The organism is uncultured Sphingomonas sp. (genome assembly GCF_913776855.1).
GTDB lineage: Bacteria > Pseudomonadota > Alphaproteobacteria > Sphingomonadales > Sphingomonadaceae > Sphingomonas.
In genome coordinates, this window is record NZ_CAJYQD010000038.1 from 1 (window position 1) to 23,961 (window position 23,961).

The 23,961-nt window shown below is 66.7% G+C and carries 29 protein-coding genes, 1 other RNA gene and 2 pseudogenes; 14 read left to right on the forward strand and 18 right to left on the reverse strand.

What is annotated here, in order from left to right; genetic code table 11:
* Positions 1-83, reverse strand: a pseudogene (locus tag QZ755_RS11605) (superoxide dismutase); the annotation flags it as partial.
* 116 nt (positions 84-199) lie between these two features.
* Positions 200-1,234: a phage shock protein operon transcriptional activator gene (gene pspF / locus QZ755_RS11610; RefSeq protein WP_294322977.1), complete on the reverse strand. Its 1,035-nt coding sequence runs from the start codon at positions 1,232-1,234 to the stop codon at positions 200-202.
* 169 nt (positions 1,235-1,403) lie between these two features.
* On the opposite strand from pspF, the gene QZ755_RS11615 reads away from it, so the two are divergent.
* From QZ755_RS11615 to QZ755_RS11660, 10 genes are all read left to right on the forward strand, one after another.
* Positions 1,404-1,544 carry a hypothetical protein gene (locus tag QZ755_RS11615; protein ID WP_294322979.1) on the forward strand — a complete coding sequence of 47 codons (141 nt, stop codon included), beginning with the start codon at positions 1,404-1,406 and terminating at the stop codon, positions 1,542-1,544.
* A 67-nt stretch (positions 1,545-1,611) separates the two neighbouring features.
* Entirely contained in the window at positions 1,612-2,280 is a 669-nt protein-coding gene (gene pspA / locus QZ755_RS11620) for a phage shock protein PspA (protein ID WP_294322981.1), read from the forward strand.
* Positions 2,281-2,284: 4 nt separating this feature from the next.
* The gene (gene pspB, locus QZ755_RS11625; protein ID WP_294322983.1) at positions 2,285-2,569 is read left to right on the forward strand and encodes an envelope stress response membrane protein PspB; all 285 of its coding nucleotides are present in this window, start codon (positions 2,285-2,287) and stop codon (positions 2,567-2,569) included.
* A complete protein-coding gene (gene pspC / locus QZ755_RS11630; protein WP_294322986.1) occupies positions 2,569-2,949 on the forward strand; it encodes an envelope stress response membrane protein PspC in 381 nt (126 codons plus the stop codon). Before pspB ends, pspC begins: the two co-directional genes overlap by 1 nt.
* Positions 2,950-2,985: 36 nt before the next feature.
* Positions 2,986-3,267 carry a hypothetical protein gene (locus tag QZ755_RS11635; protein WP_294322988.1) on the forward strand — a complete coding sequence of 94 codons (282 nt, stop codon included), beginning with the start codon at positions 2,986-2,988 and terminating at the stop codon, positions 3,265-3,267.
* Positions 3,268-3,285: 18 nt separating this feature from the next.
* Positions 3,286-3,600, forward strand: a complete 315-nt coding sequence (locus QZ755_RS11640) for a hypothetical protein (protein ID WP_294322990.1) — start codon at positions 3,286-3,288, stop codon at positions 3,598-3,600.
* Between the two features lie 11 nt (positions 3,601-3,611).
* Entirely contained in the window at positions 3,612-3,875 is a 264-nt protein-coding gene (locus QZ755_RS11645; protein WP_056451243.1) for a hypothetical protein, read from the forward strand.
* 19 nt (positions 3,876-3,894) lie between these two features.
* On the forward strand, positions 3,895-4,128 hold the full coding sequence (locus QZ755_RS11650) for a hypothetical protein (RefSeq protein WP_294322997.1): 234 nt from the start codon (positions 3,895-3,897) through the stop codon (positions 4,126-4,128).
* Positions 4,129-4,151: 23 nt separating this feature from the next.
* Positions 4,152-4,556 (forward strand): SufE family protein, encoded by a 405-nt coding sequence (locus tag QZ755_RS11655; RefSeq protein ID WP_294322998.1) that lies wholly within the window; start codon positions 4,152-4,154, stop codon positions 4,554-4,556.
* Positions 4,553-5,365 (forward strand): metallophosphoesterase, encoded by an 813-nt coding sequence (locus QZ755_RS11660; RefSeq protein ID WP_294323000.1) that lies wholly within the window; start codon positions 4,553-4,555, stop codon positions 5,363-5,365. The genes QZ755_RS11655 and QZ755_RS11660 overlap by 4 nt, the downstream gene beginning before the upstream one ends.
* On the opposite strand, the gene QZ755_RS11665 is transcribed toward QZ755_RS11660, so the two are convergent.
* The 11 genes and pseudogenes from QZ755_RS11665 to QZ755_RS11715 form a co-directional block, all read right to left on the reverse strand.
* Complete coding sequence (locus tag QZ755_RS11665; RefSeq protein WP_294323002.1) at positions 5,362-5,658, reverse strand: (2Fe-2S) ferredoxin domain-containing protein; 297 nt, start codon at positions 5,656-5,658, stop codon at positions 5,362-5,364. The two genes, QZ755_RS11660 and QZ755_RS11665, sit on opposite strands and share 4 nt — an antisense overlap.
* The gene (locus QZ755_RS11670; protein WP_294323004.1) at positions 5,655-6,191 is read right to left on the reverse strand and encodes a J domain-containing protein; all 537 of its coding nucleotides are present in this window, start codon (positions 6,189-6,191) and stop codon (positions 5,655-5,657) included. The genes QZ755_RS11665 and QZ755_RS11670 overlap by 4 nt, the downstream gene beginning before the upstream one ends.
* A gap of 51 nt (positions 6,192-6,242) precedes the next feature.
* An RNA gene (rnpB, locus tag QZ755_RS11675) (RNase P RNA component class A) lies at positions 6,243-6,643 on the reverse strand.
* 33 nt (positions 6,644-6,676) lie between these two features.
* Positions 6,677-7,360: an N-acetylmuramoyl-L-alanine amidase gene (locus tag QZ755_RS11680; RefSeq protein ID WP_294323006.1), complete on the reverse strand. Its 684-nt coding sequence runs from the start codon at positions 7,358-7,360 to the stop codon at positions 6,677-6,679.
* Between the two features lie 77 nt (positions 7,361-7,437).
* On the reverse strand, positions 7,438-8,274 hold the full coding sequence (locus tag QZ755_RS11685) for a protein-glutamate O-methyltransferase CheR (RefSeq protein WP_294323008.1): 837 nt from the start codon (positions 8,272-8,274) through the stop codon (positions 7,438-7,440).
* Positions 8,271-9,317 carry a chemotaxis protein CheB gene (locus QZ755_RS11690; RefSeq protein ID WP_294323009.1) on the reverse strand — a complete coding sequence of 349 codons (1,047 nt, stop codon included), beginning with the start codon at positions 9,315-9,317 and terminating at the stop codon, positions 8,271-8,273. Before QZ755_RS11690 ends, QZ755_RS11685 begins: the two co-directional genes overlap by 4 nt.
* Positions 9,318-9,329: 12 nt before the next feature.
* Complete coding sequence (locus QZ755_RS11695; RefSeq protein ID WP_055792861.1) at positions 9,330-9,695, reverse strand: response regulator; 366 nt, start codon at positions 9,693-9,695, stop codon at positions 9,330-9,332.
* A gap of 63 nt (positions 9,696-9,758) precedes the next feature.
* Complete coding sequence (locus QZ755_RS11700; RefSeq protein ID WP_294323012.1) at positions 9,759-10,199, reverse strand: chemotaxis protein CheW; 441 nt, start codon at positions 10,197-10,199, stop codon at positions 9,759-9,761.
* Between the two features lie 2 nt (positions 10,200-10,201).
* Complete coding sequence (locus QZ755_RS11705) at positions 10,202-12,547, reverse strand: chemotaxis protein CheW (RefSeq protein ID WP_294323015.1); 2,346 nt, start codon at positions 12,545-12,547, stop codon at positions 10,202-10,204.
* Between the two features lie 92 nt (positions 12,548-12,639).
* Entirely contained in the window at positions 12,640-13,278 is a 639-nt protein-coding gene (locus tag QZ755_RS11710) for a histidine phosphotransferase family protein (protein ID WP_294323017.1), read from the reverse strand.
* Positions 13,279-13,412: 134 nt separating this feature from the next.
* Positions 13,413-13,769, reverse strand: a pseudogene (locus tag QZ755_RS11715) (M67 family metallopeptidase); the annotation flags it as partial.
* Positions 13,770-13,786: 17 nt separating this feature from the next.
* Between QZ755_RS11715 and QZ755_RS11720 the strand changes: the two are divergent.
* The 3 genes from QZ755_RS11720 to mtgA all read left to right on the forward strand — a co-directional run bounded on the left by QZ755_RS11720 (position 13,787) and on the right by mtgA (position 16,682).
* The gene (locus tag QZ755_RS11720; RefSeq protein WP_294323019.1) at positions 13,787-14,740 is read left to right on the forward strand and encodes an RluA family pseudouridine synthase; all 954 of its coding nucleotides are present in this window, start codon (positions 13,787-13,789) and stop codon (positions 14,738-14,740) included.
* 55 nt (positions 14,741-14,795) lie between these two features.
* Positions 14,796-15,701 carry an RNA polymerase sigma factor RpoH gene (gene rpoH, locus QZ755_RS11725; RefSeq protein ID WP_055792879.1) on the forward strand — a complete coding sequence of 302 codons (906 nt, stop codon included), beginning with the start codon at positions 14,796-14,798 and terminating at the stop codon, positions 15,699-15,701.
* Between the two features lie 255 nt (positions 15,702-15,956).
* On the forward strand, positions 15,957-16,682 hold the full coding sequence (gene mtgA, locus QZ755_RS11730; protein ID WP_294323021.1) for a monofunctional biosynthetic peptidoglycan transglycosylase: 726 nt from the start codon (positions 15,957-15,959) through the stop codon (positions 16,680-16,682).
* 90 nt (positions 16,683-16,772) lie between these two features.
* Here the strand turns inward: mtgA and QZ755_RS11735 are convergent, their stop codons facing one another.
* From QZ755_RS11735 to QZ755_RS11745, 3 genes are all read right to left on the reverse strand, one after another.
* Positions 16,773-17,021, reverse strand: a complete 249-nt coding sequence (locus QZ755_RS11735; RefSeq protein WP_294323022.1) for a hypothetical protein — start codon at positions 17,019-17,021, stop codon at positions 16,773-16,775.
* A gap of 76 nt (positions 17,022-17,097) precedes the next feature.
* A complete protein-coding gene (locus QZ755_RS11740; RefSeq protein ID WP_066689100.1) occupies positions 17,098-17,421 on the reverse strand; it encodes a YbaB/EbfC family nucleoid-associated protein in 324 nt (107 codons plus the stop codon).
* On the reverse strand, positions 17,418-19,064 hold the full coding sequence (locus QZ755_RS11745; protein WP_294323025.1) for a DNA polymerase III subunit gamma/tau: 1,647 nt from the start codon (positions 19,062-19,064) through the stop codon (positions 17,418-17,420). Before QZ755_RS11745 ends, QZ755_RS11740 begins: the two co-directional genes overlap by 4 nt.
* A gap of 58 nt (positions 19,065-19,122) precedes the next feature.
* Between QZ755_RS11745 and QZ755_RS11750 the strand changes: the two genes are divergently transcribed.
* Positions 19,123-19,707 carry an SMI1/KNR4 family protein gene (locus tag QZ755_RS11750; protein ID WP_294323027.1) on the forward strand — a complete coding sequence of 195 codons (585 nt, stop codon included), beginning with the start codon at positions 19,123-19,125 and terminating at the stop codon, positions 19,705-19,707.
* Between the two features lie 32 nt (positions 19,708-19,739).
* Here QZ755_RS11750 and QZ755_RS11755 read toward each other — a convergent pair whose 3' ends face one another.
* Both QZ755_RS11755 and QZ755_RS11760 read right to left on the reverse strand, forming a co-directional pair.
* Positions 19,740-21,596: an ABC-F family ATP-binding cassette domain-containing protein gene (locus QZ755_RS11755; protein WP_294323028.1), complete on the reverse strand. Its 1,857-nt coding sequence runs from the start codon at positions 21,594-21,596 to the stop codon at positions 19,740-19,742.
* Positions 21,597-21,998: 402 nt separating this feature from the next.
* Positions 21,999-23,729 carry a class I adenylate-forming enzyme family protein gene (locus tag QZ755_RS11760; protein ID WP_294323029.1) on the reverse strand — a complete coding sequence of 577 codons (1,731 nt, stop codon included), beginning with the start codon at positions 23,727-23,729 and terminating at the stop codon, positions 21,999-22,001.
* Positions 23,730-23,961 lie beyond the last annotated feature (232 nt).

The following is a 23,961-nucleotide window of genomic DNA, read 5'->3' on the forward strand; positions in this document are numbered from 1 at the left end:
TGGTGCAGCGTCATCGTTTCCTTGTCGATGGTCGGCTCCAGCGCGTCATAGGCATAGGGCAGCGGCGGAAGTTCGAAAGCCATGAGGGTTCCTCCTTGGGCGTTAAGCTCTGGTCGACCGAACGAAGGTCGGCGCGCTTGGCTCCGGTCGTTACGTTCGGGCAACATCTAGGATGCGGGAAATCGTGTGCAAGGGCTGCTCAGCCGCCCTGCCCCAATAATCCGTGGCGTTTAAGTGCATGGCGCAGCTGGTCATAGGTCAGCCCCAGCGCATCGGCACAGGTGCGCTGGTTGTAGCGCGCCTCGGCCATCGCGCGGGTCAGCAGCTGGCGTTCGAACCGGTTCACCCGCGTCTTGAAATCGTCGCACGGATCGTCGGGCGCCCCCGCCTCTCCCGACACCGGCGCGCCGGCCGGCGCGATCGACGCGACGGGCGTCGAAGCCCCGCCGCTGCCGCGCGGGCGGAAGGGGGAGGCAAACGGGTCGACCTCGATCAGGTCGATCGGCCCCGGCCGTTCCCAGCGATAGACCGATCGCTCCACGGCATTGCGCAGCTCGCGGACGTTGCCGGGCCAGCGATGCTCCATCAGCTGGTCGACCGCGTTCGGCCCGAAGCCCGGCCATTCGTCGCGCCCGATTTCCGCCGCCATGCGCCGTCCGAAGAAATCGGCCAGCACCATGATGTCCCCGGTCCGCGCCCTGAGCGGGGGCAGGGTCACCACCTCGAAACTCAACCGGTCGAGGAGGTCGGCGCGGAACGTACCGCAGTCGACCTGGTCGGGCAGATGTTCGTTGGTCGCCGCGACGATGCGGACATCGACCCGGATCGGACGCGACGACCCGATCCGGGTCACTTCGCCATACTCGACCGCACGCAACAACCGCTCCTGCGCGCCCATCGACAACGTACCCAGTTCGTCGAGGAACAGCGTGCCGCCATCGGCCTCTTCGAACCGCCCGACCCGCGCCTTGGTCGCGCCGGTGAACGCGCCCGCCTCATGCCCGAACAATTCCGCCTCGATCAGCGTTTCGGGCAGCGCCGCGCAGTTCATCACGACCAGCGGCTCCTCCCACCGGCTCGACAGGCGGTGGAGGCGTTCGGCGACCAGCTCCTTGCCCGTCCCCCGCTCTCCGATCACCAGCACGGGACGATCGAGCTGGGCGGCGCGGCTGGCGCGCTCCAGTGCATCGAGAAACGGGCCGGACTGGCCGACGACCTGGGTTGCGCGTTCCATCGCCGATGTGTGGCGTATTTTCCCAAACATTCGCAAGCGCCAAATTCGCAGAGGTCGCCAAACCGGGAAAAGTGACGCAAAACCGTCATTTTTGAATTGGCACGGCTTGTGCAGAGTAGTTGGCAAGCCCGGCACAGGGCGCACAATACAGCTTCAGGGAGTTTTCCTCATGCGCAACCCTTCGAACCGCACCTTCACGCAATCGCTGGCCAGCATGGCCGCGGCACTGCTGGTCAGCCTGTTCGTCCTTGGCGCGACGACCGCATCGGGTCCGTCCGCCGTCACCCTTGCCGCCCCGCGCATCGCGTAAGGCGGCGGGCCGGGGTGGTTCCGCCCCGTTTCACCCCGGCCACCCGAGTATCTGTCAGGAGCAATCAATGGGTATCTTTTCCCGCACCCGTGACATCATCGCCGCCAACGTCACCGACCTGCTCGACAAGGCGGAAGACCCGGCGAAGATGATCCGCATGATCATCCTCGAAATGGAGGAAACGCTGGTCGAGGTCCGCGCGTCCGCGGCACGCACCATCGCCGACCAGAAGGAAATGCGCCGCCACATCGCCAAGCTGGACAAGCTGCAGGACAGCTGGACCGAAAAGGCGGAACTGGCGCTGAGCAAGGACCGCGAGGACCTGGCCAAGGCTGCGCTGGTCGAACGGCAGAAGGCGGTCGACATGATCGAACAGCTGAACGCCGAAATCGTCGTGCTGGACGATGCGCTCCATGCGTCGGAAGCGGACATCGCCAAGCTGCAGAACAAGCTGCGCGAGGCGCGGACCCGGCAGAACGCCATCCAGACCCGGATGGAAAGCGCCAACAACCGCACCAAGCTGCGCGAAATGTATGCAGGGTCCAAGACCGCCGAGGCGTTCAGCCGCTTCGACGTCCTGGAACGCCGGGCCGACCTTGCCGAGGGTCGCGCCGAAGCGGCCGGCATGGGCCAGGGCGGCAAGAGCCTGGAGGACGAGATTGCCGAGCTGCGCTCGTCGGACAAGATCGATGCCGAGCTGGCCGCGCTAAAGGCCCGCCTCAACCGGGAGGGCTGATCGCATGGGCGATTTCCTGACCGCGGCGCTCGCGATCAGCGTCCTCTTCATCGGTCTGCCGTGGCTGATCCTCCACTATATCACCAAGTGGAAACAGTCGCCGACGCTAACCAACGAGGACGAGCGACTGCTCGACGACATGCACGTCACTGCCCGTCGGCTCGAAGAGCGGCTCCAGACGATCGAGCGGATCATCGCCGCCGACCATCCGGACTTCCGCCCTTCGCAGGCACGCCGGGAATTTCAGGAACGCGATTTCCGCAACAACGATTACGCACGGAGGGACTGATGTCCGGCGCACGCACCAAATTCTATGTCGACAAGGCGAATGGCAAGTTGTCGGGCGTGTGCGCCGGCATCGCCGACTATACCGGTGTGGAGGTCATGTGGATCCGCATCGGCACGGTTATGCTGACGCTGGTCGGCGGCTTTCCCTGGACCGTCATCGCCTATTTCATGATCGCGTGGATGGCGCAGAAGAAGCCGTACGGCCTGTACGAATCCTACGAGGACGAGAAGTTCTGGCAGGGCGTCCGGTCGAACCCGACCCGCTCGGCATCGGAAATGCGCTCGACCTTTCGCGACATTGACCGTCGCCTTGCCGACATCGAAATGTACTATACTAGCCGCAACACCCGCCTGGCGGACGAGATCGACAGCCTGCGCTGATCCGATCCCTGCCGGGACGATTTGGGGAGAGAGACGATGAATTGGGGTGGACCGGGTTTCGTATTGGCCATCATCGCGATGGCGATGATCGCCGGTGTCGTGAAGGCATCGATCCGGGCAAAACACGGGATCGCTAAGGACGACGAACGCGTCCGCAGCGGCAACCCCGATGCCGAGCGTCAGGCATGGCTGATGGCGCAGCAGAACGAGCAGTTGCAGGCCAAGGTCCTGCGTCTCGAAGAACGCATCGCCGTTCTCGAACGCATCGCGACCGATCCCGCCACCCGCACGGCACGCGAAATCGACGCGCTGCGCTGATCCCGAAGGACGAAGACCATGCTGACCAATAACCCCGATCTCGCGCCGATGCTCGTCATCCTGGGCCTCACCGCCATGGCAGCGTGGGTCATCACCACCTGGCTGCGCGTCAAGAACGGCTATCCGCTGCAAGGCAGCTGGGGCCAAAGCGTCTATCCCCGCGCCACCGACGAAACGGTTGAACGGGTGAAGCTGCTTAGCCAGGAAAATGCCCAGCTCAAGGCCGAGCTGGGGTCGATCAAGGACCGGCTCGCCAATGTCGAACAGATCGTGACCGACGGCGCCCATTCGCTGGATCGCGAGATCGAGCAGCTGCGCGGCCGCGCGAACTGAAAGGACCTGCCATGAGCCCCTTCATCATCCCTGCCCTCGCACTGATGATCCCGATCGTCGCGATCCTGAGCAAGCTGGTGTTTCAGCCCTGGCTCGAACTGAAGGAGCGTGAATTGCAGGTGCGCGGCACCGAAACCGCCGAAAAGGCCGCGCAATATGCCGCGCAGACCGAACGGCTGGAACAGCGGGTCCGCGTCCTCGAACGCATCATCACCGACCGTGGCGTCGACCTCTCCGACGAGATCGAGCGGCTGCGCGACAAACCCCTCAACTGATTAGCGAAGGGACCGTCCGATGAACCTCACGCTTACCCTCGCCCTTGCCATCACCACCCTGTGCGCCGTCACGATCCTTGCGGTCACGGCGCTGGCGGGATGGCGCGGCTGGCTCTCACTCCAGCAGCAGCGGCTGGGCGATCGCGCCATGACCCAGCAGCCGACCCCCAATGCCGGCACCCGGATCGAGATCGCCGACCTGAAGGAACGCATCCGCAAGCTCGAAGCGATCGCCGCCGGGGTGGAACTGTAGGGCCAAACGCCTATAGCGGCGTCATGCAGAGCATTGACGACATCCGCGAAGAATATGACGTCCTCGACGGCGACGACCGTTACCGGCTCCTGATCGACCTGGGGCGCCAGCTGGAGCCGATGCCCGACGCGCTGAAGACCGATGCGACGCTGGTGCGCGGGTGTTCGGCATCGGTATGGGTCTATCCCCAGCCGCAAGAGGACGGCACGCTCCACTTCCTGGCGGACAGCAACGCCGCGATTACCAAGGGGATCATCGCGCTGGTGCTGGCGACCGTGCAGGACCAGCCGGCAAAGACGATCCTCGACACCGACATCGCCGAGACGCTCGCCCCGTTCGACCTGCGCAACCAGCTTAGCTCCAACCGGACGCAGGGCATTCCCAACATGATCGCGCTGATCCAGGAAACAGCGGCACGGCTGACGTGAAGCGCCGCATCGGGTGGATCGCGGCGGCAGCGGCAGTTGCCGGTGTCACGACCGCGACCATCGGGTATCGCAACGCGCTGGCCGACCCGATCGTCCGCTCCTTGCACCTGCCGGCGCCGATCGCGCCGACCTCGATCGTGCTGATGACCGACAGCCACGTCGCGGGGCCGGACATGCCGCCCGAACGGCTGGCGCGGATCGTGGCACAGGTGAATGCGCTCAAGCCCGACCTTGTGCTGCTGGCCGGCGACTATGTCAGCGACAAGGCGGCGTCGACGGGCCAGTATGATGCACGCGCGGCGATTGCGCCTTTCGCTGCGCTCCGCCCCCGGCTGGGCACCATCGCGGTGCTGGGCAATCACGATCACGAACGCGGCGCGGCCGAAATGCGGCGAGCCTTGCAGGCGACGGGCATCGTGACCCTTGCCAACAATGCCGTGCGTGCCGGACCGCTGGCGATCGGAGGGCTGGACGATGCGACGACCGACCATGCCGATCTGCCGGCAACGCTGGCGGCACTCCGGCGGATCGGCGGCGTACCGGTCCTGCTCAGCCACAACCCCGATCCGTTCAAGAAGCTGTCGGGCAAGGTCGGCCTGATGCTCGCCGGGCATACCCATTGCGGGCAGGTCCGGCTGCCGATCCTAAGCGCGCTCACCTACGGGTCGAACTATGGCGCCCGCTATGGCTGTGGCGTGGTGCGGGAACGGGGCCGCGTGCTGGTGGTCGGCGCGGGGCTGGGCACCAGCGAACTGCCGATCCGCTTCGGCACGCCGCCCGACCTGTGGCGCATCACGATCGGCGGCTAATCCAGTCCCAGCCGTCCGGCCACCGCGTCCAGATCATCGCCCGGCCGCACCAGCAGCCAGTCGCTCGGCCGCGCGCTGTCGACCACGACCACCGCGCCCTTGGGGCACACGTCGAGGCACTTCACCTCGACCACGCCGGCACGCGACTTCGGACCGTTCTTCAGCTTCAGGTGCTTGCGGAGCGCCTTGGCCAGCGGCTTGCCATCGTCACCGAACCCGCCGTCGAGCTTCTTCGAACATTTGGCACAGACCAGTACCGCCTTGTCCCACCGCGACCTTACGCCGGTCCTCACGCCGGCTTCCAGCTCCGCCGTTCCTCGGCGACGCGCAGTACGTCATAGGCGGCCTGGATCGCGTGGAACTTCTTCGCCGCCTCGGCATCGCCAGGACGGACGTCGGGGTGGAACACCTTGGCCAGCTTGCGCCACGCCAGACGGATCGTATCGAAATCGGCGTCGGAATCGCATTCCAGCACCTCCAGCGCGCGCATCTCGTCGCGCGAGCGGGTGCCATCGCCCGATCCAGCCCAGGCGTTGGAGGCGGACGCAGCATAGCCATTGGCGGTGCGGCGTTCCTCCGCCTCGCGGGCCTTGGCCTCTTCCTCGTTCAGCCCTTCGAAGTAATTCCAGCCCTTGTTGTATTCCGCGGCATGGGCTTCGCAGAAATACCAGCGATCCGGGCTGTTGGGCGATTTGGGCGCGGGACACCTGCCGGGTTCGGTACAACCGTGGCGGTCGCACAGCTTCACCGTCTGCGCCTCGCGGCCCTCGCTATAGCCGCGCCAGCGGGGAAAGCCCCAGTCGTTCGATCGCGTTTGTCGTGCCATTGCTGTCGAGATAAGCCGCCGTGTCACCCACGCAACCCATTGTCGCGTGCGAATGTCAGAGGGTCTGTAAGCCGGGTTCTGTCCACCTGCATGAAACAGGATAGGCGACCATTCCTCTTGGACGACGCTTGCACGTCATCTCTAGCAACCAACCCGGGCAGCGGGCCGGAACATGCCCCGAAGCACTTGCGTACTTCCTGCCGCCCCTATTCGGTCTTGCTCCCGGTGGGGTTTGCCATGCCGCTGCTGTTACCAGCCGCGCGGTGCGCTCTTACCGCACCCTTTCACCGTAACCCGGCCGAAGCCAAAGGCCGTCTGCTCTCTGTGGCACTGTCCCTGAACCCCCGGCCGAAGCCGAAAGCCCGCCGGGCGTTACCCGGCACCGTCGTTTCCGTGGAGCCCGGACTTTCCTCGGCACGCATGACACGTGACGCGGCCGCCCGACCCTCTGACGCAACCGCCCCTAGCCGAGGCGGCGCGCCGGTTCAATCGTCGCCTTGCGGCTTTGGCAGCAGCAGCGCGAGCAGGAGCATCCGGCATTCGCCGTCGATCACGCCATCGACCATTTCCGGCCGGAACCGCCGCTGGAACGCGGTAACGGCGGCGGTCGCGTCCGCCACGTCATAGCCGAAGCGTTCGAGCGCCAGCAGGAACCCGCCATCGCTCCATCCCGGATCCATCAGGTTGCGGGTCGGTCGAGGCAGCGCCAGCCGCAGGCGGGACAGGCGGTTCCACGGGAACAGCTCGCCGGGGTCCTGCTTGCGGAGCGGCGCGATGTCCGAATGGCCGACGACATCGCCGCGCGTGATCTGGTGCCGGTCCTTGATCGCATGGACCAGCGGGATCAGCGCGTCGATCTGCGCATCGGGAAATGCGCGATAGCCCCATTCATGGCCGGGATTGACCAGTTCGATGCCGACCGACGCGCTGTTCACGTCGGTGATCCCCCGCCAATGCGCGCGGCCCGCGTGCCATGCGCGCTTGTCCTCGGCCACCATGCGGTGGATCGTACCGTCCTCGTCGATCAGGTAATGCGCCGACACCTGCGCCGCCGGATCGGTCAGCCGGGCGATCGCCGATGCGGCGTCGGTCATGCCGGTATAATGCAGGACGATCATCGTGACCGGCAGCGTGCGTTCGCCGAAGTTCGGCGATGGCGTCTCGATCATGTCCACCCTGACGCTCCCCTCGACCGCGTTGTCCCTCCGATTGCGGCGGGACGCGGGGAAAGGCAACCCCGGTACGGCTAATGCGCAGCGGGCCGGTACATGCCGCGATAGCGTTCCGAGGGGACCAGCGCCTCGGTATGGCCGATCACCGTCTCGCCCGCGCCCAGCACCAGCAGCCCGCCGGGCCGCAGCACGCCGGCGATCCGTTCCAGTACCGCCCGCCGCGTGGCCGGGGCCAGGTACATCAGCACGTTGCGGCACAGCACGATGTCGAACTTCCCGACCGGCATCGGGTCGGACATCAGGTTCTGCTGGCCGTAGAGCAGCCGGAACCGCAGCTCGGGCTTCGCCTCCCACATGTCGGCGCGCACGTCGAACCAGCGCATCATCCGCCGGATCGACAGCCCGCGCTGAATCTCGAACTGGGTATAGCGCCCCGATCGCGCCCGCAGGAGCGCGCGTGCCGAAATGTCGGTGGCGCGCAGTTCAGGCAGTGCCAGCCCGTCCTGTTCCTGCGCCTCGGCGAACAGCATCGCCAGCGACAGCGGCTCCTGCCCGGTCGAACAGGCCGCCGACCAGATGCGGAGCCGGCGCGATCCGTCCGCCGCCATGTCGCGTGCCGCCACGACAACCTGGTCCAGCACCGACGCGTCGCGAAAGAACGACGTTTCCTGGTTCAGCAGCGCATCGACGACCAGGTCGGCCAGTCCCCGCTCGCACCGGCCGCCTTCGGAAATGCGCATGACCAGTTCGTCCAGCGATGCCAGCCCCCGCTCGCGCAGCATCGGCTGCAATGCGCTGTCGATCCGCCACGCCCGCCCGGCGTCGAGCTGTTGCCCGGTCCGCTCCTCCAGCAGGGTGACGATCTTGTGCGCCGCGTGGCTCATCGGCGGTGCGGATTGCGGCAAGGTCATGCGGAACGCTTTCTACGGGCGATGAATGCGCCCAGCTGGTCGGGAGTCCCGATGGTGGAGGCAAGGCCGCTCTCGGCGATGGCGCCGGGCATTCCCCAGACGACCGAGCTGTTCTGATCCTGCACCGCGACGACGCCGCCGGCAGCCCGGATACGCTCGGCGCCCCGGCATCCGTCGCGGCCCATGCCCGACAACACGACCGCCAGCGCCCGCGCACCGAACACATCGGCGATCGATTCGAGCATGGGATCGACCGAGGGCATACACCCGCTGGCCGCCGGCGCCCGGTCGAGCCGCGTTGCGGCCCCCTCGGTCGTCGACACGACGCGGATATGCGCGTTGCCGGGGGCCAGGATCATCCGCCCGCGCTGTATGCGCAGGCTGTCGCGCGCGACATCGACGGGGCGCCTGGCCAGCGTCGCCAGCTGCTGCGCGAAATAATCGGTGAACGATCCGGGCAGGTGCTGGGTAATCAGGATCGGTACGTCGAGATCGTCGGGCAATGCGCGCAGCAGCGGCGCCATGGCGTGGATGCCCCCGGTCGACGCGCCGATCGCGATCACGTCGAACACATCGCCCCGCGCCGCCTCCGCAACCGCGAAACGGGGCGTCGATGCCATCACATCGGCGACCAGCGTCGTCAGCCGCGCGGCGAATCCGCCGGCCAGCGGCGACGATTCGGGCTTGGCCAGCGTGGCGGCGGCCCCCAGCGACAGTGCGTGCAGCGCGGTGGGTGATCCCGCGGCACAACTGCCGGACAGGACGATGACCCGCGCATCGGGTGCGATGGCAAACAGGCTGGGCAAACCCGACAGCCCGTCCGTACCGGGCAGGTTGATGTCGAGCAGGATCAGGTCGACCGACCGATCGCCCAGCACCTGCAGCGCCTGGGCGATGTTGCCGACCGCGGCGACCACCTCATATGCGGGGATCGCATCGACGATCCGCGCGATGACGCAGCGCGTGACCGCCGAATCATCGACGATCAGGACGCGGAGCGCGCCGGAGGCGGACGCCGCCAGTCGTGGACAGGCCGCGGCCACCCCCGGGCGCCGTTATGCGACGCCGACGATCTGGAGCTTGCTTTCCAGCGTCTCGCGATCGAAGGGCTTCATCACATATTCGTCGGCACCGGCCTCGATCGCGGCGCGGATATAGGCCATGCCGTTCTCGGTGGTGCAGAACACGACCTTGGGGTGCATTCCCCCGTCGCTCTGGCGCAGCGCGCGAAGGAAATCCATGCCGCTCATCACCGGCATGTTCCAGTCGAGCAGGATGACGTCGGGCTGTTGTTCGGCACAGCGGTCGAGCGCCTCGCGCCCGTCGCCGGCCTCGCGCACCTCGAATTGCAGGGTTTCCAGAATGTGGCGGGCGACCTTGCGGATCACCTTTGAATCATCGACGACCAGGCAATTCTTCATCTCGGCATCCTACTATATACAGACGCAGCCTAACGCGACTTCGTAAGCAGGCCGTTAAAGGGATCAGGCCGCGACGCGCTCGCCCCCGGCGGTCCGCGCGACCACGGCGGAAAGGTCGAGGACCAGGACCGCACGGCCGTCATGGTCGATCACCCCGCCCACGACCGCGGCCCATGCCGCGCCCGGCATCAGCCCGGCCGACAGCGGCCGCACGTCGCAACGATAGGTATCGTCGAGCATGTCGACCAACAGCGCGTAATGATGTCCGTCGACCTGCGTGACCACCGCCCGTCGTCGCCGGCAGGGTTCGTTTGCAGGGTCGATCGCCAGCGCGGTGTCGATCACCGTCACCACGCGGCTGCGCAAGGCGGCCAGGCCGCAGACCGCCGGCGACGTGCGCGGCACCGGCGATACCGCCGTGATGTCCACCACCGATTCGACATGATCGGACAGGATCGCGACATCCTGTCCGGCGACACGGGCGAGAAGGAACAGCTGCTGCATCGTCACTTCCCCACTGCCTGGCGAACCGCCTGCAACACCCCTTCACGGTCGTAGCGATAGATGCTGCCATCACCGGTATCGGCCGGCGAAGCGCGCAAGCGGACGACCGGCGTCCGCCCGCCGGGAACGATCGCCTCCGGATCGTCCGCCTGGGCCAGCACCAGTGCGGGACTCTCGTCCGCGGCCAGCCGTTCGACCACGCGATACCCCGCCTGCTCCAGCACCGGCCGCAGGAAGGTGCGCATCCATCCACTGCCCGCATCCGCCAGCAGGCAGGTGGGGCGCGCAGCCACCTTCCCGCCCGGTGCCAATGCCACGTCGCGGCTATGGCGCTGGAACAGCCAGAGGGGATCGACCTGTTCGATCTGCTCCCCCTCCAGCAGCACGATCCCGCCGATCGGGCCGAACTCGGCGGCAGGTGCCGACAATTCGGGCAGCACCACGATGTCGACCGCATCGTCGATGGCATAGCCCAGCTCGACCACGCCGTCGGTCAGGCGCAGGACCGTCGTCACCCGCTCGATCCCGTCCGGCGCGCGCGCGACCACCGGCAGGACCCGGCCGTCGATCGCCAGCCAGATGCCCCCGGCCCTCGATTGCAGGCTGCCGGCGCGAATCCGCTCGATCCGGTCGACCACTGCCAGCGGGATGACCCGCCGCCGCCCGTCGAGATCGTCGAACAGCAGCGCAGTGATGCCCGGTTCCGCCGCCTCTTCCGCCTCGGCCGCCAGTTCGCGGTCCATCGCGTCGGCGAAGTTCAGACCGGCGGCCTGCGCCACCCCGGCGCAATCGAGCATCAGCATCGGCTGCCCGGTATCGGGCAGCGTCTGTCCGGCGAACAGGCCGGTCGCCATTACCGCCGGCGCGGCAGGTTTCACCACCAGTTCCTCGGTATCCAGCACCTCATCGACCGCAACGGCGAAATCGCCCGCGCCGATGCCGACCACGACCATCATCTTGCCGCACGCTTCGGGCCGGGAGTCGACGCCCAGCACCTCGCACAGGTCGATCACCGGGATCCGGCGGTCGCGGATCTGCGCGATGCGGATGTCGCCCAGCTGGTCGATGCGGATGTGCGCACCGGATGCGCGCACGATCTCGCCGATCGTCTGGCGCGAAATGGCGAAGCGATGTTCGCCCGCGCGCACGACGATGGTCGACACGATCGAAAGGGTCAGCGGCACCTGCACCGCGATGCGCAGGCCGCGGCCCGGCTTGTTGTCCAGCGTGATCCGGCCACCGATCTGGTCGATCGCGGCGCGCACCACGTCCATGCCGACGCCACGCCCCGAAATCTCGGTCGCGACGTCGCGCGACGACAGGCCCGGTGCGAATACCAGCTCGCATTGCTGCCGCTGGGGCATCGCCCGCAGCTCGGCCTCGCTTCGTTGCCCCTCGCGCGCCAGCTTGGCGATCAGCCGTTCGGTATCGATGCCCCGCCCGTCATCGATGATCTCGATCACGATCTGGTTACCCGATTGCCGCGCGGAGACGTGCAGCCGCCCGCTCTCCCGCTTCCCGGCGGCGCGGCGCTCGGCCGGCGATTCGATGCCGTGGTCGATGGCGTTGCGCACCACATGGACCAGCGGGTCGCGCATCACCTCGATCATCTCGCGGTCCAGCTCGACATCGCTGCCGTCGACGCTCAGCGTCACCGCCTTGCCCACCGCCGCCGCCGTGTCGCGCACGATCCGCGGCAGTGGAGAGAACAGCGTCTCGATCTTCTGCATCCGCGTCCGCGTCACCGCGTCGCGCATGTCGGCGACCGACGACGACAGCCGTTCGAGCGCCCCTTCGACCGCCGGGTCGAGGTCGAGGTCGCGCAGGCGCCGGATCAGTTCGTTGCGAACCAGCACCATGTCCGACATGCCGCTCATCATCCGGTCGAGCAGGTCGACGTTCAACCGGACGCTGCGCAGCGGCGCGCGGCCCTGCGCGATCGCCGCCGCTGCCAGCGGGGTCGTCGCCTGCGCCACACTTGCGCCGGGTGCCAGCGCGGCGATCAGGTCCTCTTCACCCTCGTCGGTCAGCGGCAGACCGGCGTCGATCGCCTCGACCAGCTCGCCGATCCGGTCGACGATCGCCAGCACCGCATCGACCAGCGCGCGGTCCGGCCGCCGCTTGCCGTCGCGCACCTCGCATAGCGTATCCTCGGCGGCATGGCTGAGGCGCAACAGGCGCGGCAGGTCGAGGAAGCCGCAGCTGCCCTTTACCGTGTGGACGAAGCGGAAGATCGCATCCAGCCGGGCACGGTCGTCCGGCGCGGCTTCCCACGCGACGACCTCCGTCGACAACGCTTCCAGCGTCTCACGGGTCTCGGCAATGAATTCCTGTAACAGATCGTCCATGCGGCCCCGCCCGGTTGTGGCGCGACCATGGCGGCGATCAGGTTAAGGTCGGGTTATTGCGGGCGAAGGTACCCGCATGGTGCGCCGTCCGCTCACCCCGTGACCAGCGAAGCCCCGAACAACAGCACCGGCGACTCAACCGGCGACACCTGCAAAGTGCCGCCGCTCTGTTCGACCAGTTCCCGTGCCAGGCAGGCGGCGGCGGCGCGCGGCGTCATCATCGCGGCATCGCCCAGCAGCGCCCCGCGCAGTTCGGCGTCCAGCACGATGCGCTGTCCATCGGCGCGCACCGCAATGTCGATGCCGTTCGCCGTCCGCTCCGCACCGATGTCCAGCTGCCCGCCGCGCACCAGCGCGTCGCCGGCGATCAACGCCAGGTTCAGCAGCACCTTCACCGCCGGCTTGGGCAGCGACGGCGCATCGACCATCCAGCCCAGCTGCACCCGGTGATTGTCGCCGAACAACCCTTCCAGCGCGGCGCGCGCCTCGCGCGTATCGATCGAATCGCCCAGGCCGCCCGACGCACCGAAGGCCAAGCGAAAGAATTTCAGCTTGTTGGCCGATGCCCGCGCGCTGTCTGCCAGCAGTTCGAGGCAGCGGGCGCGCATGTCGGGATCATGCTCGTCGGCCAGCAGTTCGAGGCCGTTGTTGAGCGCACCCACAGGGCTGAGCAGGTCATGGCACAATCGCGAACACAGCAGGCTGGCGAAATCGGCTGGGCTGATGTTCAATGCGACGACCCTTGTGCTTTGGCGAACGTCATCGTCCGCCCGGCCCCGTCCATTTGCACCGCTTCACAGTTTTTTTCAACGTGGGCACCTGCCTTTACCGTGAATACGACCGGATCGAACCGGCCATGGCGCGCCCCGTCCGCCACCGCCCGCCACAGCCGGACGGTGCCTCCACCCACGATCAGCCACAACATCCCGTCGGCCGCCGCCTGTGCGGCATCGGTCGCCGACGGATCGCAATTTCCGGAAGGATGCGAATGATACCAGCCGAGCAGCGCATCCCCGCCCGCCCGCGCATCGCGCAGCGCCGCAAACAACGCCGCCGGGTCGATCTCGAAATGCCGCGCCGGATCGGCGGCGACGTTGCGGGTCGGCGCCGCGTGCAGGATGCGCCCTGCCTCGCCACGCAGGATTCCGCAAATCTCGATGGCGCTGCCCGCCGCCTCCCGCAACAGCCGGCGGAGAAGGTCGCTTGATATTTCCGGTTCCATGCCCATTTCCATACGCAATGGACCGGGGGGTTTCTACGATCGAGGCGCGCATCACCGACGCGGCGCACGGGCAACGGATCGACAAGGCACTGGCCGAGGTCGTCGCCGACCTGTCGCGCGAACGGATCAAGGCATTGATGGCCGCGGGTCACGTTCATGGCAGCAACGGCCCGGTGTCCGACAGCGCGCGCAAGGTATCGGCCGGACAGCTGTTCACCATCACTCTCCCTGCCGCCGTTCCGCTCGACACGGTGGCGCAGGATATTCCGCTGGTCGTCGCCTATGAAGACGAGCATCTGATCATCGTCGACAAGCCCGCCGGGCTGGTCGTCCACCCCGCCGCCGGCAATCTCGACGGAACGCTGGTCAACGCCTTGCTCCACCACTGCGCCGGCAAGCTGTCGGGCATCGGCGGCGTCGCGCGACCGGGCATCGTCCACCGCATCGACAAGGATACGTCGGGGCTGCTGGTCGTCGCCAAGGACGACGTGACGCATGAAGGGCTGGCGCGGCAGTTCAAGGACCACAGCATCGACCGCCGCTATCTGGCGATCGCGGCGGGCCGGGTCATGACGGCGCAGGGGACGGTCGACGCGCCGCTCGCCCGGTCGCCGCAGGACCGCAAAAAGATGGCGATCGTCCATTCGCCGACCGCCAAGCACGCGGTGACGCACTGGCGCAAGCTTCGGCAACTGGACGGCGCGTCGCTGATCGAATGCAGGCTGGAAACCGGGCGCACGCACCAGGTGCGGGTGCATATGGCGTCGATCGGACACCCGTTGCTGGGCGATCCGGTCTATGCCGGACGGCGGCCTGCGTTGAAGGCACAGCTGGAAACGCTCGATTTCGCCCGACAGGCATTGCACGCCGCCCATCTGGGGTTCATCCATCCGGTCACGAAAAACGCTTTGTCGTTCGATAGTGACCTTCCGGCAGACATGCAGGAACTGTTGGACCATCTTCACGTATAGGTTTCGGCGATTCCGCACTGCGGCGTCGCTACAAGGACAAAGGGAGTTTCACGCGATGGCAACTGGCAGCAACGTCCCGGCGACGATCCCGGCGCTTGGCGGCGAGGCGAGCCTCAACCGCTATCTCTCCGAAATCCGCAAGTTCCCGATCCTCGCACCCGAGCAGGAGTACATGCTCGCCAAGCGGTTCCAGGAACATGGCGATCCGGAGGCGGCGGCCCAGCTTGTCACCTCGCACCTGCGCCTCGTCGCGAAGATCGCGATGGGCTATCGCGGCTACGGCCTGCCGGTCAGCGAACTGATTTCCGAAGGGAATATCGGGCTGATGCAGGGGGTGAAGAAATTCGAACCCGACCGGGGCTTCCGCCTCGCGACCTACGCGATGTGGTGGATCCGCGCCTCGATCCAGGAATTCATCCTGCGGTCGTGGAGCCTCGTGAAGATGGGCACCACGGCGGCACAGAAGAAGCTGTTCTTCAACCTGCGCCGGATGAAGTCGAAGCTCGACGCGTTCGAGGACGGCGACCTGTCGCCGGAACATCTTCAGAAGATCGCGACCGACCTCGGCGTGACCGAGGAGGAAGTGACCTCGATGAACCGCCGCATGGCGATGGGCGGCGACACGTCGCTCAACGTCCCCATGCGCGAGGATGGCGAGAGCCAGTGGCAGGATTGGCTGGCCGATGACAGCCCCCTGCAGGACTCGGTGGTCGCAGAGGCGCAGGAGGCCGATGTCCGTCACGGGATGCTGGTCGAGGCGATGGACGACCTCAACGACCGCGAAAAGCATATCCTGACCGAACGCCGACTGACCGACGATCCGAAGACGCTGGAGGAACTGTCGCAGGTTTACGGCGTCAGCCGCGAACGCGTTCGCCAGATCGAGGTGCGCGCCTTCGAAAAGCTGCAAAAGGCGATGATGCGGCTGGCGGGCGACCGCCGGATGCTGGCGGCGGTGTAAGGCCGGGGGCGGTGGCTAATCCCACCGCCCCAGTGCGTCATCCCGGCGAAGGCCGGGATCCATAACCCATGTCGCCAGCGGCTCCTGCCGCCACGCTGATCCATTGCCCGCCACAAACGTCACCCCAGCGCAGGCTGGGGTCTCAAGCGACTCCTGCCTCATTCTTCACCGAGGGACCCCAGCCTACGCTCGGGTGACGAAGGAGAGCCGGACACCCGCTTGCCGTCCCCCACCCACCCCGGCTAGGCGTGCGCCATGGCCGCCCGCACCGCATCCCGCTCGAAGCAGACCGCCCCCCGAAACTGGCTCCGCCGCCTGACCGGCTGGGCGATCAAGGCCGTCCTCGGCTTCGTCATCCTGTCGGTCCTGTGGGTCCTGATCCTGCGCTTCGTGCCGCCGCCCATCACCCTCACCATGCTGGGCGACGTGCCGACCGGGCACGGCGTCACCAAAAGCTGGCGCCCCCTGTCGAAGATCGACCCCGACCTGCCCCGCGCGGTCATCGCGGCGGAGGACAGCCGCTTCTGCGCACATAACGGCTTCGACTATATCGCCATCGCCAATGCCGCCCGCCGCAATGCCGAGGGTGGGCGCATCCGTGGCGGATCGACCATCAGCCAGCAGACCGCGAAGAACGTCTTTCTGTGGCAGGGCGGCGGCTATTTCCGCAAAGCCATGGAAGCCTATTTCACCGTCCTGATCGAGGCGATGTGGGGCAAGCGGCGGATCATGGAAGTCTATCTCAACGTCGCCGAGACCGGGATCGGAACCTATGGCGTGGAAGCCGGCGCGCGCCGCTATTTCAAGCACGGCGCCGACAAGATGGGCGCACGCGAAGCGGCGCAGATCGCCGCCGTCCTGCCGCTGCCCAAGAAGCGCGCCGGCATCGCCCCGACCGGTTTCACCCGCCGCTACGCCCGTACGATCGAACGCCGCATCGGCATCGTCCAGCGTGAGGGGCTGGACAGCTGCCTCAAATAACCGGCCCCGTCGTCATCCCGGCGAAGGACACCGGAAACGAAAAGACCCCGGCTCGCACCGGGGTCTTCGCGATCATCGCCTGACGGGCCGTTACTTGGTCGCCCGGTCCACCGCGTCGCCCGCCTTGTCCGCCGCCGCGCCGACGCTCTTGGCCGCCGACGTCACCGCACCGGTTCGCGCGTTGTCGTTGTTCGCGTTGTTCAGCAGGAAATAGGCCCCGACGATCACCGCCAGCAGGATCGCCAATCCGATCAGCAATCCGCCGCCCGACCCACGCCGTTCGATGATCGTGGTGTGCGGCGCGCCGTTGGTGGTCGTCTCGATGCGATCGGGTTCCATGGCCTCTCTCCCTCAAAAGTTGATGAGCCCAAGAACCGTCACACCCGCCGCTTGTTCCAGCAGCGTTCCGAACGCCTTAGAAGGGCAGCTTGAACCCCGGCGGCAGCGGCAGGCCGTTGGTCAGCTTCGACATCTCGGTCGAACTCGCCGCATCCGCCTTCGCCCGCGCATCGTTGAACGCCGCGACGATCAGGTCCTCCAGCATCTGCTTTTCCGACGGCTGCAACAGCGAATCGTCGATATCGACGCCGAGGATGCGCCCCTTGGCCGACGCGCGGACCTTCACCAGTCCGCCGCCTGATTGTCCGTCGACCTCGATCGTGTCGAGGTTCGCCTGCGCCTTGGTCAGTTCGTTCTGCACGTTCTGCGCCATGGCCATGATGTCGTCGAGGTTCTTCATCGCGCGATACTCCCGTCGCTGCGTTGCCAATGATCGAGGGTGGCGTCCGGAAACGCCGCCAGTGCCGCCTGTACCAACGGCGAATTGAGGACCTGTTCGCGCTCCGATTCCGCCTTGGCCATTTCCTGTTCGCGCAGGGTCGGGTCCCCCGCCCCCTCGCCGATCAGAACGCGCCAATGGCTGCCGGTGATCCCCTTAAGCGCATTTTCCAGATCACGGGTGAAGTCCGCGGGCAAGGGCCGCGCACCGCTCAACTCCATCAGTTGGGGCTCCAGCCGGATCAGCCGCGCACAGTTGCGAAACTGCGCCTCCAGCGAATGCCGCCCATGCTTCGACAGCAGCTGGGCAACCTGTTCGGCGGTTTCCGGCAACGGATCGGCCACCGCGACCGGCTCGGCGACAGGCGCCGGCGCTGGAGCGACGGGTGCCCCGATCGCCGGTACCTGCCCCGCCGCCAGCTGCCTGGCCAGCGTCCCCGGATCGGGCAGCGACGATGCATGGACGATGCGCAGCAACGCCATCTCGCACGCCTCGATCGGCAGCGCGGCGCGCGACACTTCCTCATGGCCCTTGAGCAGCAGCTGCCACAGCCGATGCAGCATCGGAAACGACAGCGCGCTCCACCCGTCGAACGCCGCGCGTTCCTCCGCCGACTGGCCCGGCCCGCGATCTCCGCCGACCTTGACGATCGTCACCGCATGGACCGTCTCCAGCAGCGTCCGCAGCACCGAGGCGGGATCGACGCCCAGATCATATTGCGCGCGCAGTGCCCGCAGCGCCCCCGGCCCGTCGGCCTTCAAAAGCAGGTCGAACAGCGACCGGATCGCGCCGCGATCCGACAGCCCCAGCATCTGCCGCACCGCATCCGCCCGCACGCCCTCGCCGTCCAGCCCGCCATGCGCAATCGCCTGGTCGAGGATCGACAGCCCGTCACGCGCCGACCCTTCCGCCGCGCGCGCGATCAGTTGCAGTGCCTCCGGCTCGGCCTCGACGCCCTCGGCTTCGACCACATGCGCGAAATGCCCGGCCAACAGGTCGGCGGGAATCCGCCGCAGGTCGAAGCGCTGGCAGCGCGACAGCACCGTCACCGGGACCTTGTGGACCTCGGTCGTCGCCAGCAGGAATTTGACGTGCGCGGGCGGTTCTTCCAGCGTCTTCAGCAGCGCATTGAACGCCGGCGTCGACATCATGTGCACTTCGTCGATGATGTAGATTTTGAAGCGCGCCGACACCGCGGCATAGCGCACCGCCTCGGTCATTTCGCGCACGCTGTCGACGCCGTTGTTCGACGCGGCGTCGATCTCGATCACGTCGATATGCCGCCCTTCGGCGATCGCCCGGCACGGCTCGCACACCCCGCACGGATCGATCGTCGGCCCGCCCTGCCCGTCCGGCCCGATGCAGTTCAGCGCCTTGGCGATCAGCCGCGCGGTCGACGTCTTGCCGACCCCGCGCACCCCGGTCAGCAGGAACGCATGGGCAAGGCGACCGCGCTTGATCGCATTGCCCAGCGTCGTGACCATCGCATCCTGCCCGATCAGCTGACTGAACGTCTGCGGCCGATATTTGCGCGCCAGCACGCGGTACGGCTGCGCGGCGGCAGGCTGTTCGGGGATGTCGAGGGCGAGGAAGGATTCGGACATTGGGGGTGTCTTAGCGGTTGGTGAGGGCGGTGTCGCGTGCGGATGCGGAGGTTGCCCGGTGCGCCGTAATGATCGGAACCGCATACGCCAGGAGCCGTTGGTTCCTGCAGGCAAGCAGACCATGCTTGCTGGTAACAGGGGGATCAAATCGGTGGGGATCGAGCAATTCATCGAACGATGGACCCACTCCGACTATCCGCCAGAATCCGTTTCCTTGTCCGATCTGGAAGCAGCAGAACGTGAACTGGGTGTACGACTCCCTACGCAATATCGTGATGCCATCGTGCGGGCAGGCGCGCCAAGACCGACGATCGCGCTTCTCGACTCGATCGTCGATAACGACCTTGGGCTGCACGACGTCAGCGATTTCCTTTCGCCAGCCGAGTTAGTGAAGATGACCTTTGCCGCACGGGGCGCCGGGATGCCGCAAGAGCTCATCGCGTTCGCAATCGACTGCATGGGCAACATGTTCTGCTTCGACGCGGTAAAGCTCCAGACGAACGCATCCGATCAGCAAGCGATCTGGTTCTTCGACCATGACTTCTGCACCGTCGAACAAGAAGCGCCGGACTTCGGCGCATGGATCGATCGGTTTTGTGACGTCGAGCCATCAGCGGGAGCAATGGACGACGACGACGACTGATCGATCCCCCGGTTCGGCATCGGCGCGAACGCCTACGCCGCCAAAGCCTCCAACGCCTCGTTAGCCTCCATCCACTTCGTCTCCGCCACCTCGATCTCGGTATCGAGGCTCGCGCGGCGCTTCATCAGCTGCGCCATGGTCAGCTTGGCCAGCGCCGGGATCGCCTGCCCCGCCATCGCCGCATCCAGCGCATCGCGCTGTTCGGTCAACCGCGCCAGATCGCGTTCGATGGCCTGCGCGCCCTTCTTCAGCACCTGCGCCTTTTCGCGCGCTTCGGCGGCGGCCTTGCGGTCGTCCTTCTTGTTGGCCTTCTTCGCCTTTTCCTTCGCCGAATTGCCGAGGATCAGCGCGATATAGTCGTCGATCGTCCCGTCGAACTCCTTCGCGGTGCCTTCGTCGACCAACACCAGCCGATCCGCCGTCGCCTCCAGCATGTGCCGGTCGTGGCTGACCAGCAGCACGCAACCGGTATAGGCGTTTAGTGCCTGCACCAGCGCCTCACGCGCATCGACGTCCAAGTGGTTGGTCGGTTCGTCGAGGATCAGCATATGCGGCGCATCACGGGTGATCAGCGCCAGCGCCAGCCGCGCGCGCTCACCGCCCGACAGCTTCCCGACCAAAGTCGTCGCCTTGTCCCCCGAAAAGCCGAACCGCCCGAGCTGCGCCCGCACCGCGGGGGGCGACGCACCCTTCATCTGGCGCGTCATATGCTCCAGCGGCGTGTCGTCGGTGCTCAGTTCCTCCACCTGATACTGGGTGAAATAGCCGACCTTCATCTTCCCCGCGGCGTTCATCGCACCGTCCATGGGGCTAAGCTGCGCCGCCAGCAGCCGCGCCAGCGTCGTCTTGCCGTTGCCGTTGCGCCCCAGCAGCGCGATGCGATCCTCGGGGTCGATGCGCAGGTTCAGCCGCTTGAGGATCGGCGTCTCGCCATAGCCGACGGTCGCCATGTCGAGCGTGATCAGCGGCGGGCGCAGTTCGTCGGGATCGGGGAAGTCGAACGACAGGCTGGGGTCCTCGGCCATCGCCGCAATCGGCTTCATCTTGGCGAGGATCTTCAACCGCGACTGCGCCTGTTTCGCGGTCGAGGCACGCGCCGAATTCTTGGCGACATATTCCTGCAGCTTGGCCCGCTGCGCCGCCTGGTTGGCGCGCGCCGCCTCCAGCTGCGCCAACCGCTCGGCGCGCTGCTTCTCGAACGCATCGTATCCGCCGGGATACAGCGTGATCTTGCCCTGATGCAGGTGCAGGATATGGTCGACGACGTTGTTCAGGAAATCGCGTTCATGGCTGACGACGACGATCGTCGCCTTGTAGCCTTTGAGGAAATCCTCCAGCCACATGACGGCTTCGAGGTCGAGGTGGTTCGACGGTTCGTCGAGCAGCAGCACGTCGGGCTGGCTGAACAGCAATGCCGCCAGCGCCACGCGCATCCGCCAGCCGCCCGAATAGCTTTCCAGCGGCCGGTTCTGCATCTCTTCGTCGAAGCCCAGCCCGACCAGAATCCGCGCCGCCCGCGCCGGCGCGCCATAGGCGTCGATCGCCAACAGGCGCTCGTGAATATCGCCCAGCCGGTCGGGATCGGTCACCGTCTCGGCATCGTGCATCAACCGCGCCCGCTCGACATCGGCCTCCAGCACGGTGTCGAACGGTGTCGCCTGTCCGGCGGGTGCTTCCTGCGCGACATAGCCCAGCCGGCTACCCCGCGGCATTTCGGCGGTACCGTTGTCCGGCTCCAGCTGCCCGGCGATCACCCGCACCAGCGTCGACTTGCCAGCACCATTGCGCCCAATCAGCCCGACACGGCTCCCCGGCGGCAGCGCCGCGCTGGCATTGTCGAGGATCGTCCGCCCGCCCAGGCGCACCGTGATACCGTTCAGATTGAGCATGGCCGCGCGCCTAGCAGTTTTCGCCGCGTTTGCGAAGGGTGGCGGATGTCGGGACGCTATCGACGCTTTCCTACAGACCTACGTATGGCCATGATCGGTCCCGGCCGCACTGCACGCCCGTTGTTTGACAAGTCGATCCTACCCCCGATCGTCACCCTTGGCGAACGTCAAAGTCCCCCCGGTGATCGTGCAAGGCACGAGCGCTTGAGGTCCCAGCCTTTGCCGGACCGACGCATATTGCGAGTGAATTGCAATTCCTGCGCAAATAGCGTGCGAGTGTGAACTTCGTGAACTTTGGCCAATTCTCGCAGCACTCAGGCCCGCCACGGGCAAAGCCCGCGTCGTCGGTCGGCGCTCCCCGCGCCGCCGGCCGGCCGCGCCTCGAGGCTCGGCCTAGCTGCGCTACGCCTGGCCCGGCGCGGCGAACATCTGGCGCAGTTCGCCTTTCAAAATCTTGCCATTGGCGTTGCGCGGCAGCACCGTGTCGGAAAAGCGCACCGCCACCGGCACCTTGAACCCTGCCAGCCGCGCACGAACGAAGTCCTGCAACTCGGCCTCGCTTGCCGCGCAACCGGGGCACAGATGGACGACCGCGGCCGGCACCTCGCCCAGCACCCGGTCGGGCACGCCGATCAGCGCCGCGTCGGTGACCGACGGATGCGCGTACAGCACGTCCTCGACCTCGATCGAGTAGATATTTTCGCCGCCGCGGATGATGATGTCCTTTGCCCGGTCGACGATGGTGCAGAATCCCTCTTCGTCCAGCCGTGCAAGGTCCCCGGTCCGCACCCAGCCGTCGATGAAGGTCTGCGCGGTTTCCTCCTCCGCGTTCCAATAGCCGCGCACGATCATCGGCCCGCGCGCCCATAGCTCGCCGACCTCCCCAACCGGCATTTCGGTCGTACCGTCCGTGGCCATGATCTTCAGATCGGCGACCGGCACGGGCGCACCGCAACTGGTCGGACGCGCCAGATAATCCTCGCCCACATGCTGCGTCACCGTCGCCATCGTCTCGGTCATGCCCCAGCCATTGCCGGGCAGCGCGCCGAATACCTCGAAGATGCGCCTGACCAGATCGGGCGCGGACGGCGCACCGCCATATTGCACGACCTCCAGCGACGACAGGTCGTAGTTCGGCCGGTCGGGATGCTCCAGCAACTGCCACGCGATCGTCGGCACCCCGCCGGTCACCTGTACCCGCTCCCGCTCGATCAGCGCCAGCGCCTCGCCCGCGTCCCATTTGCGCATCAGCACCAGCGTGGTGCCCCCGGCCAGCGCCCCCATCAGCGACGCACTGCACGCCGTCACGTGAAAGAACGGAATGACCAGCAACCCGACCTTCGGCTGCGGTTCGGGCGGCATCTCGCCCCGCCGCAGATACGACCGCGCGGCGACATAGGCCGCCGACAGGATATTGGTCGACAGGTTGCGATGCGTGCCCAGCGCCCCCTTGGGCCGTCCGGTCGTACCGCTGGTATAGAATATCGTCGCGGCATCGTCGGGTGCGATCTCGACGGCTGGCAACGGCAACTCGGGCAACGTCGCATAGCCGCCGCAGTCGCCGATCACGTCCTCCAGTCGCCGCTCGATCCCGGTCAACGGCACCCGTGCCCGTGCGACCAATACCGTCTCCAACCCCGGCATCGCATCGTAATCGCCGCCCATCCGGTCGTGTCGCTGCCGATCGACGATCAGCACCCGTGCGCCCGAATCGTTGATCCCGAACGCCAGTTCCGGCATGCTCCACCATGCGTTGAGCGGCACGCACACCGCGCCGATCGCCACGATCGCAAAGAACGCGACCGGCCATTCGGGCATGTTGCGCATGGCCAGCGCCACCCGGTCGCCCTTGCCCACGCCGATCGCCCGCAGCTCCGTCGCCAGCGTGGCGATGGCGCGATACTGCGCGTCATAGGTGACCCGCTGATCCTCGTGGATCGTCGCCAGCCGATCGCCATGGGTTCGCGACAGCGCGATCAGCTGCGTCAGGTTCGCCGGCGCGTTCTTCCAGATGCGGGTTTCGATACCGTCGATCGTCGCGCTGCCCATCTCGAACGGCTGGCCGGGCGCGGTCAGCGCCGCCTGTACCTGCGCCATCGACATGCGCGGCCAATCGGACGGCACCGCCATCATCGCTTCGTCACCCGCCACGCAACCGCTCCTGCCTAGTCTTCATCGAAGGTCGGGTTTGCCGATCGTATCGATTTTCCATGCCGAGCACTATTGATTGTCATTCCGCCAAAGGCAATAGAATGCCGCAACCCCGCCGGCGTTTAGAATGACCGGTATGGCATCTTATGGAGAAGGCCCGACATGTCCGTGACTACCGAACGCCATGGCGACGTGCTGGTCGTCGTCGCCGACA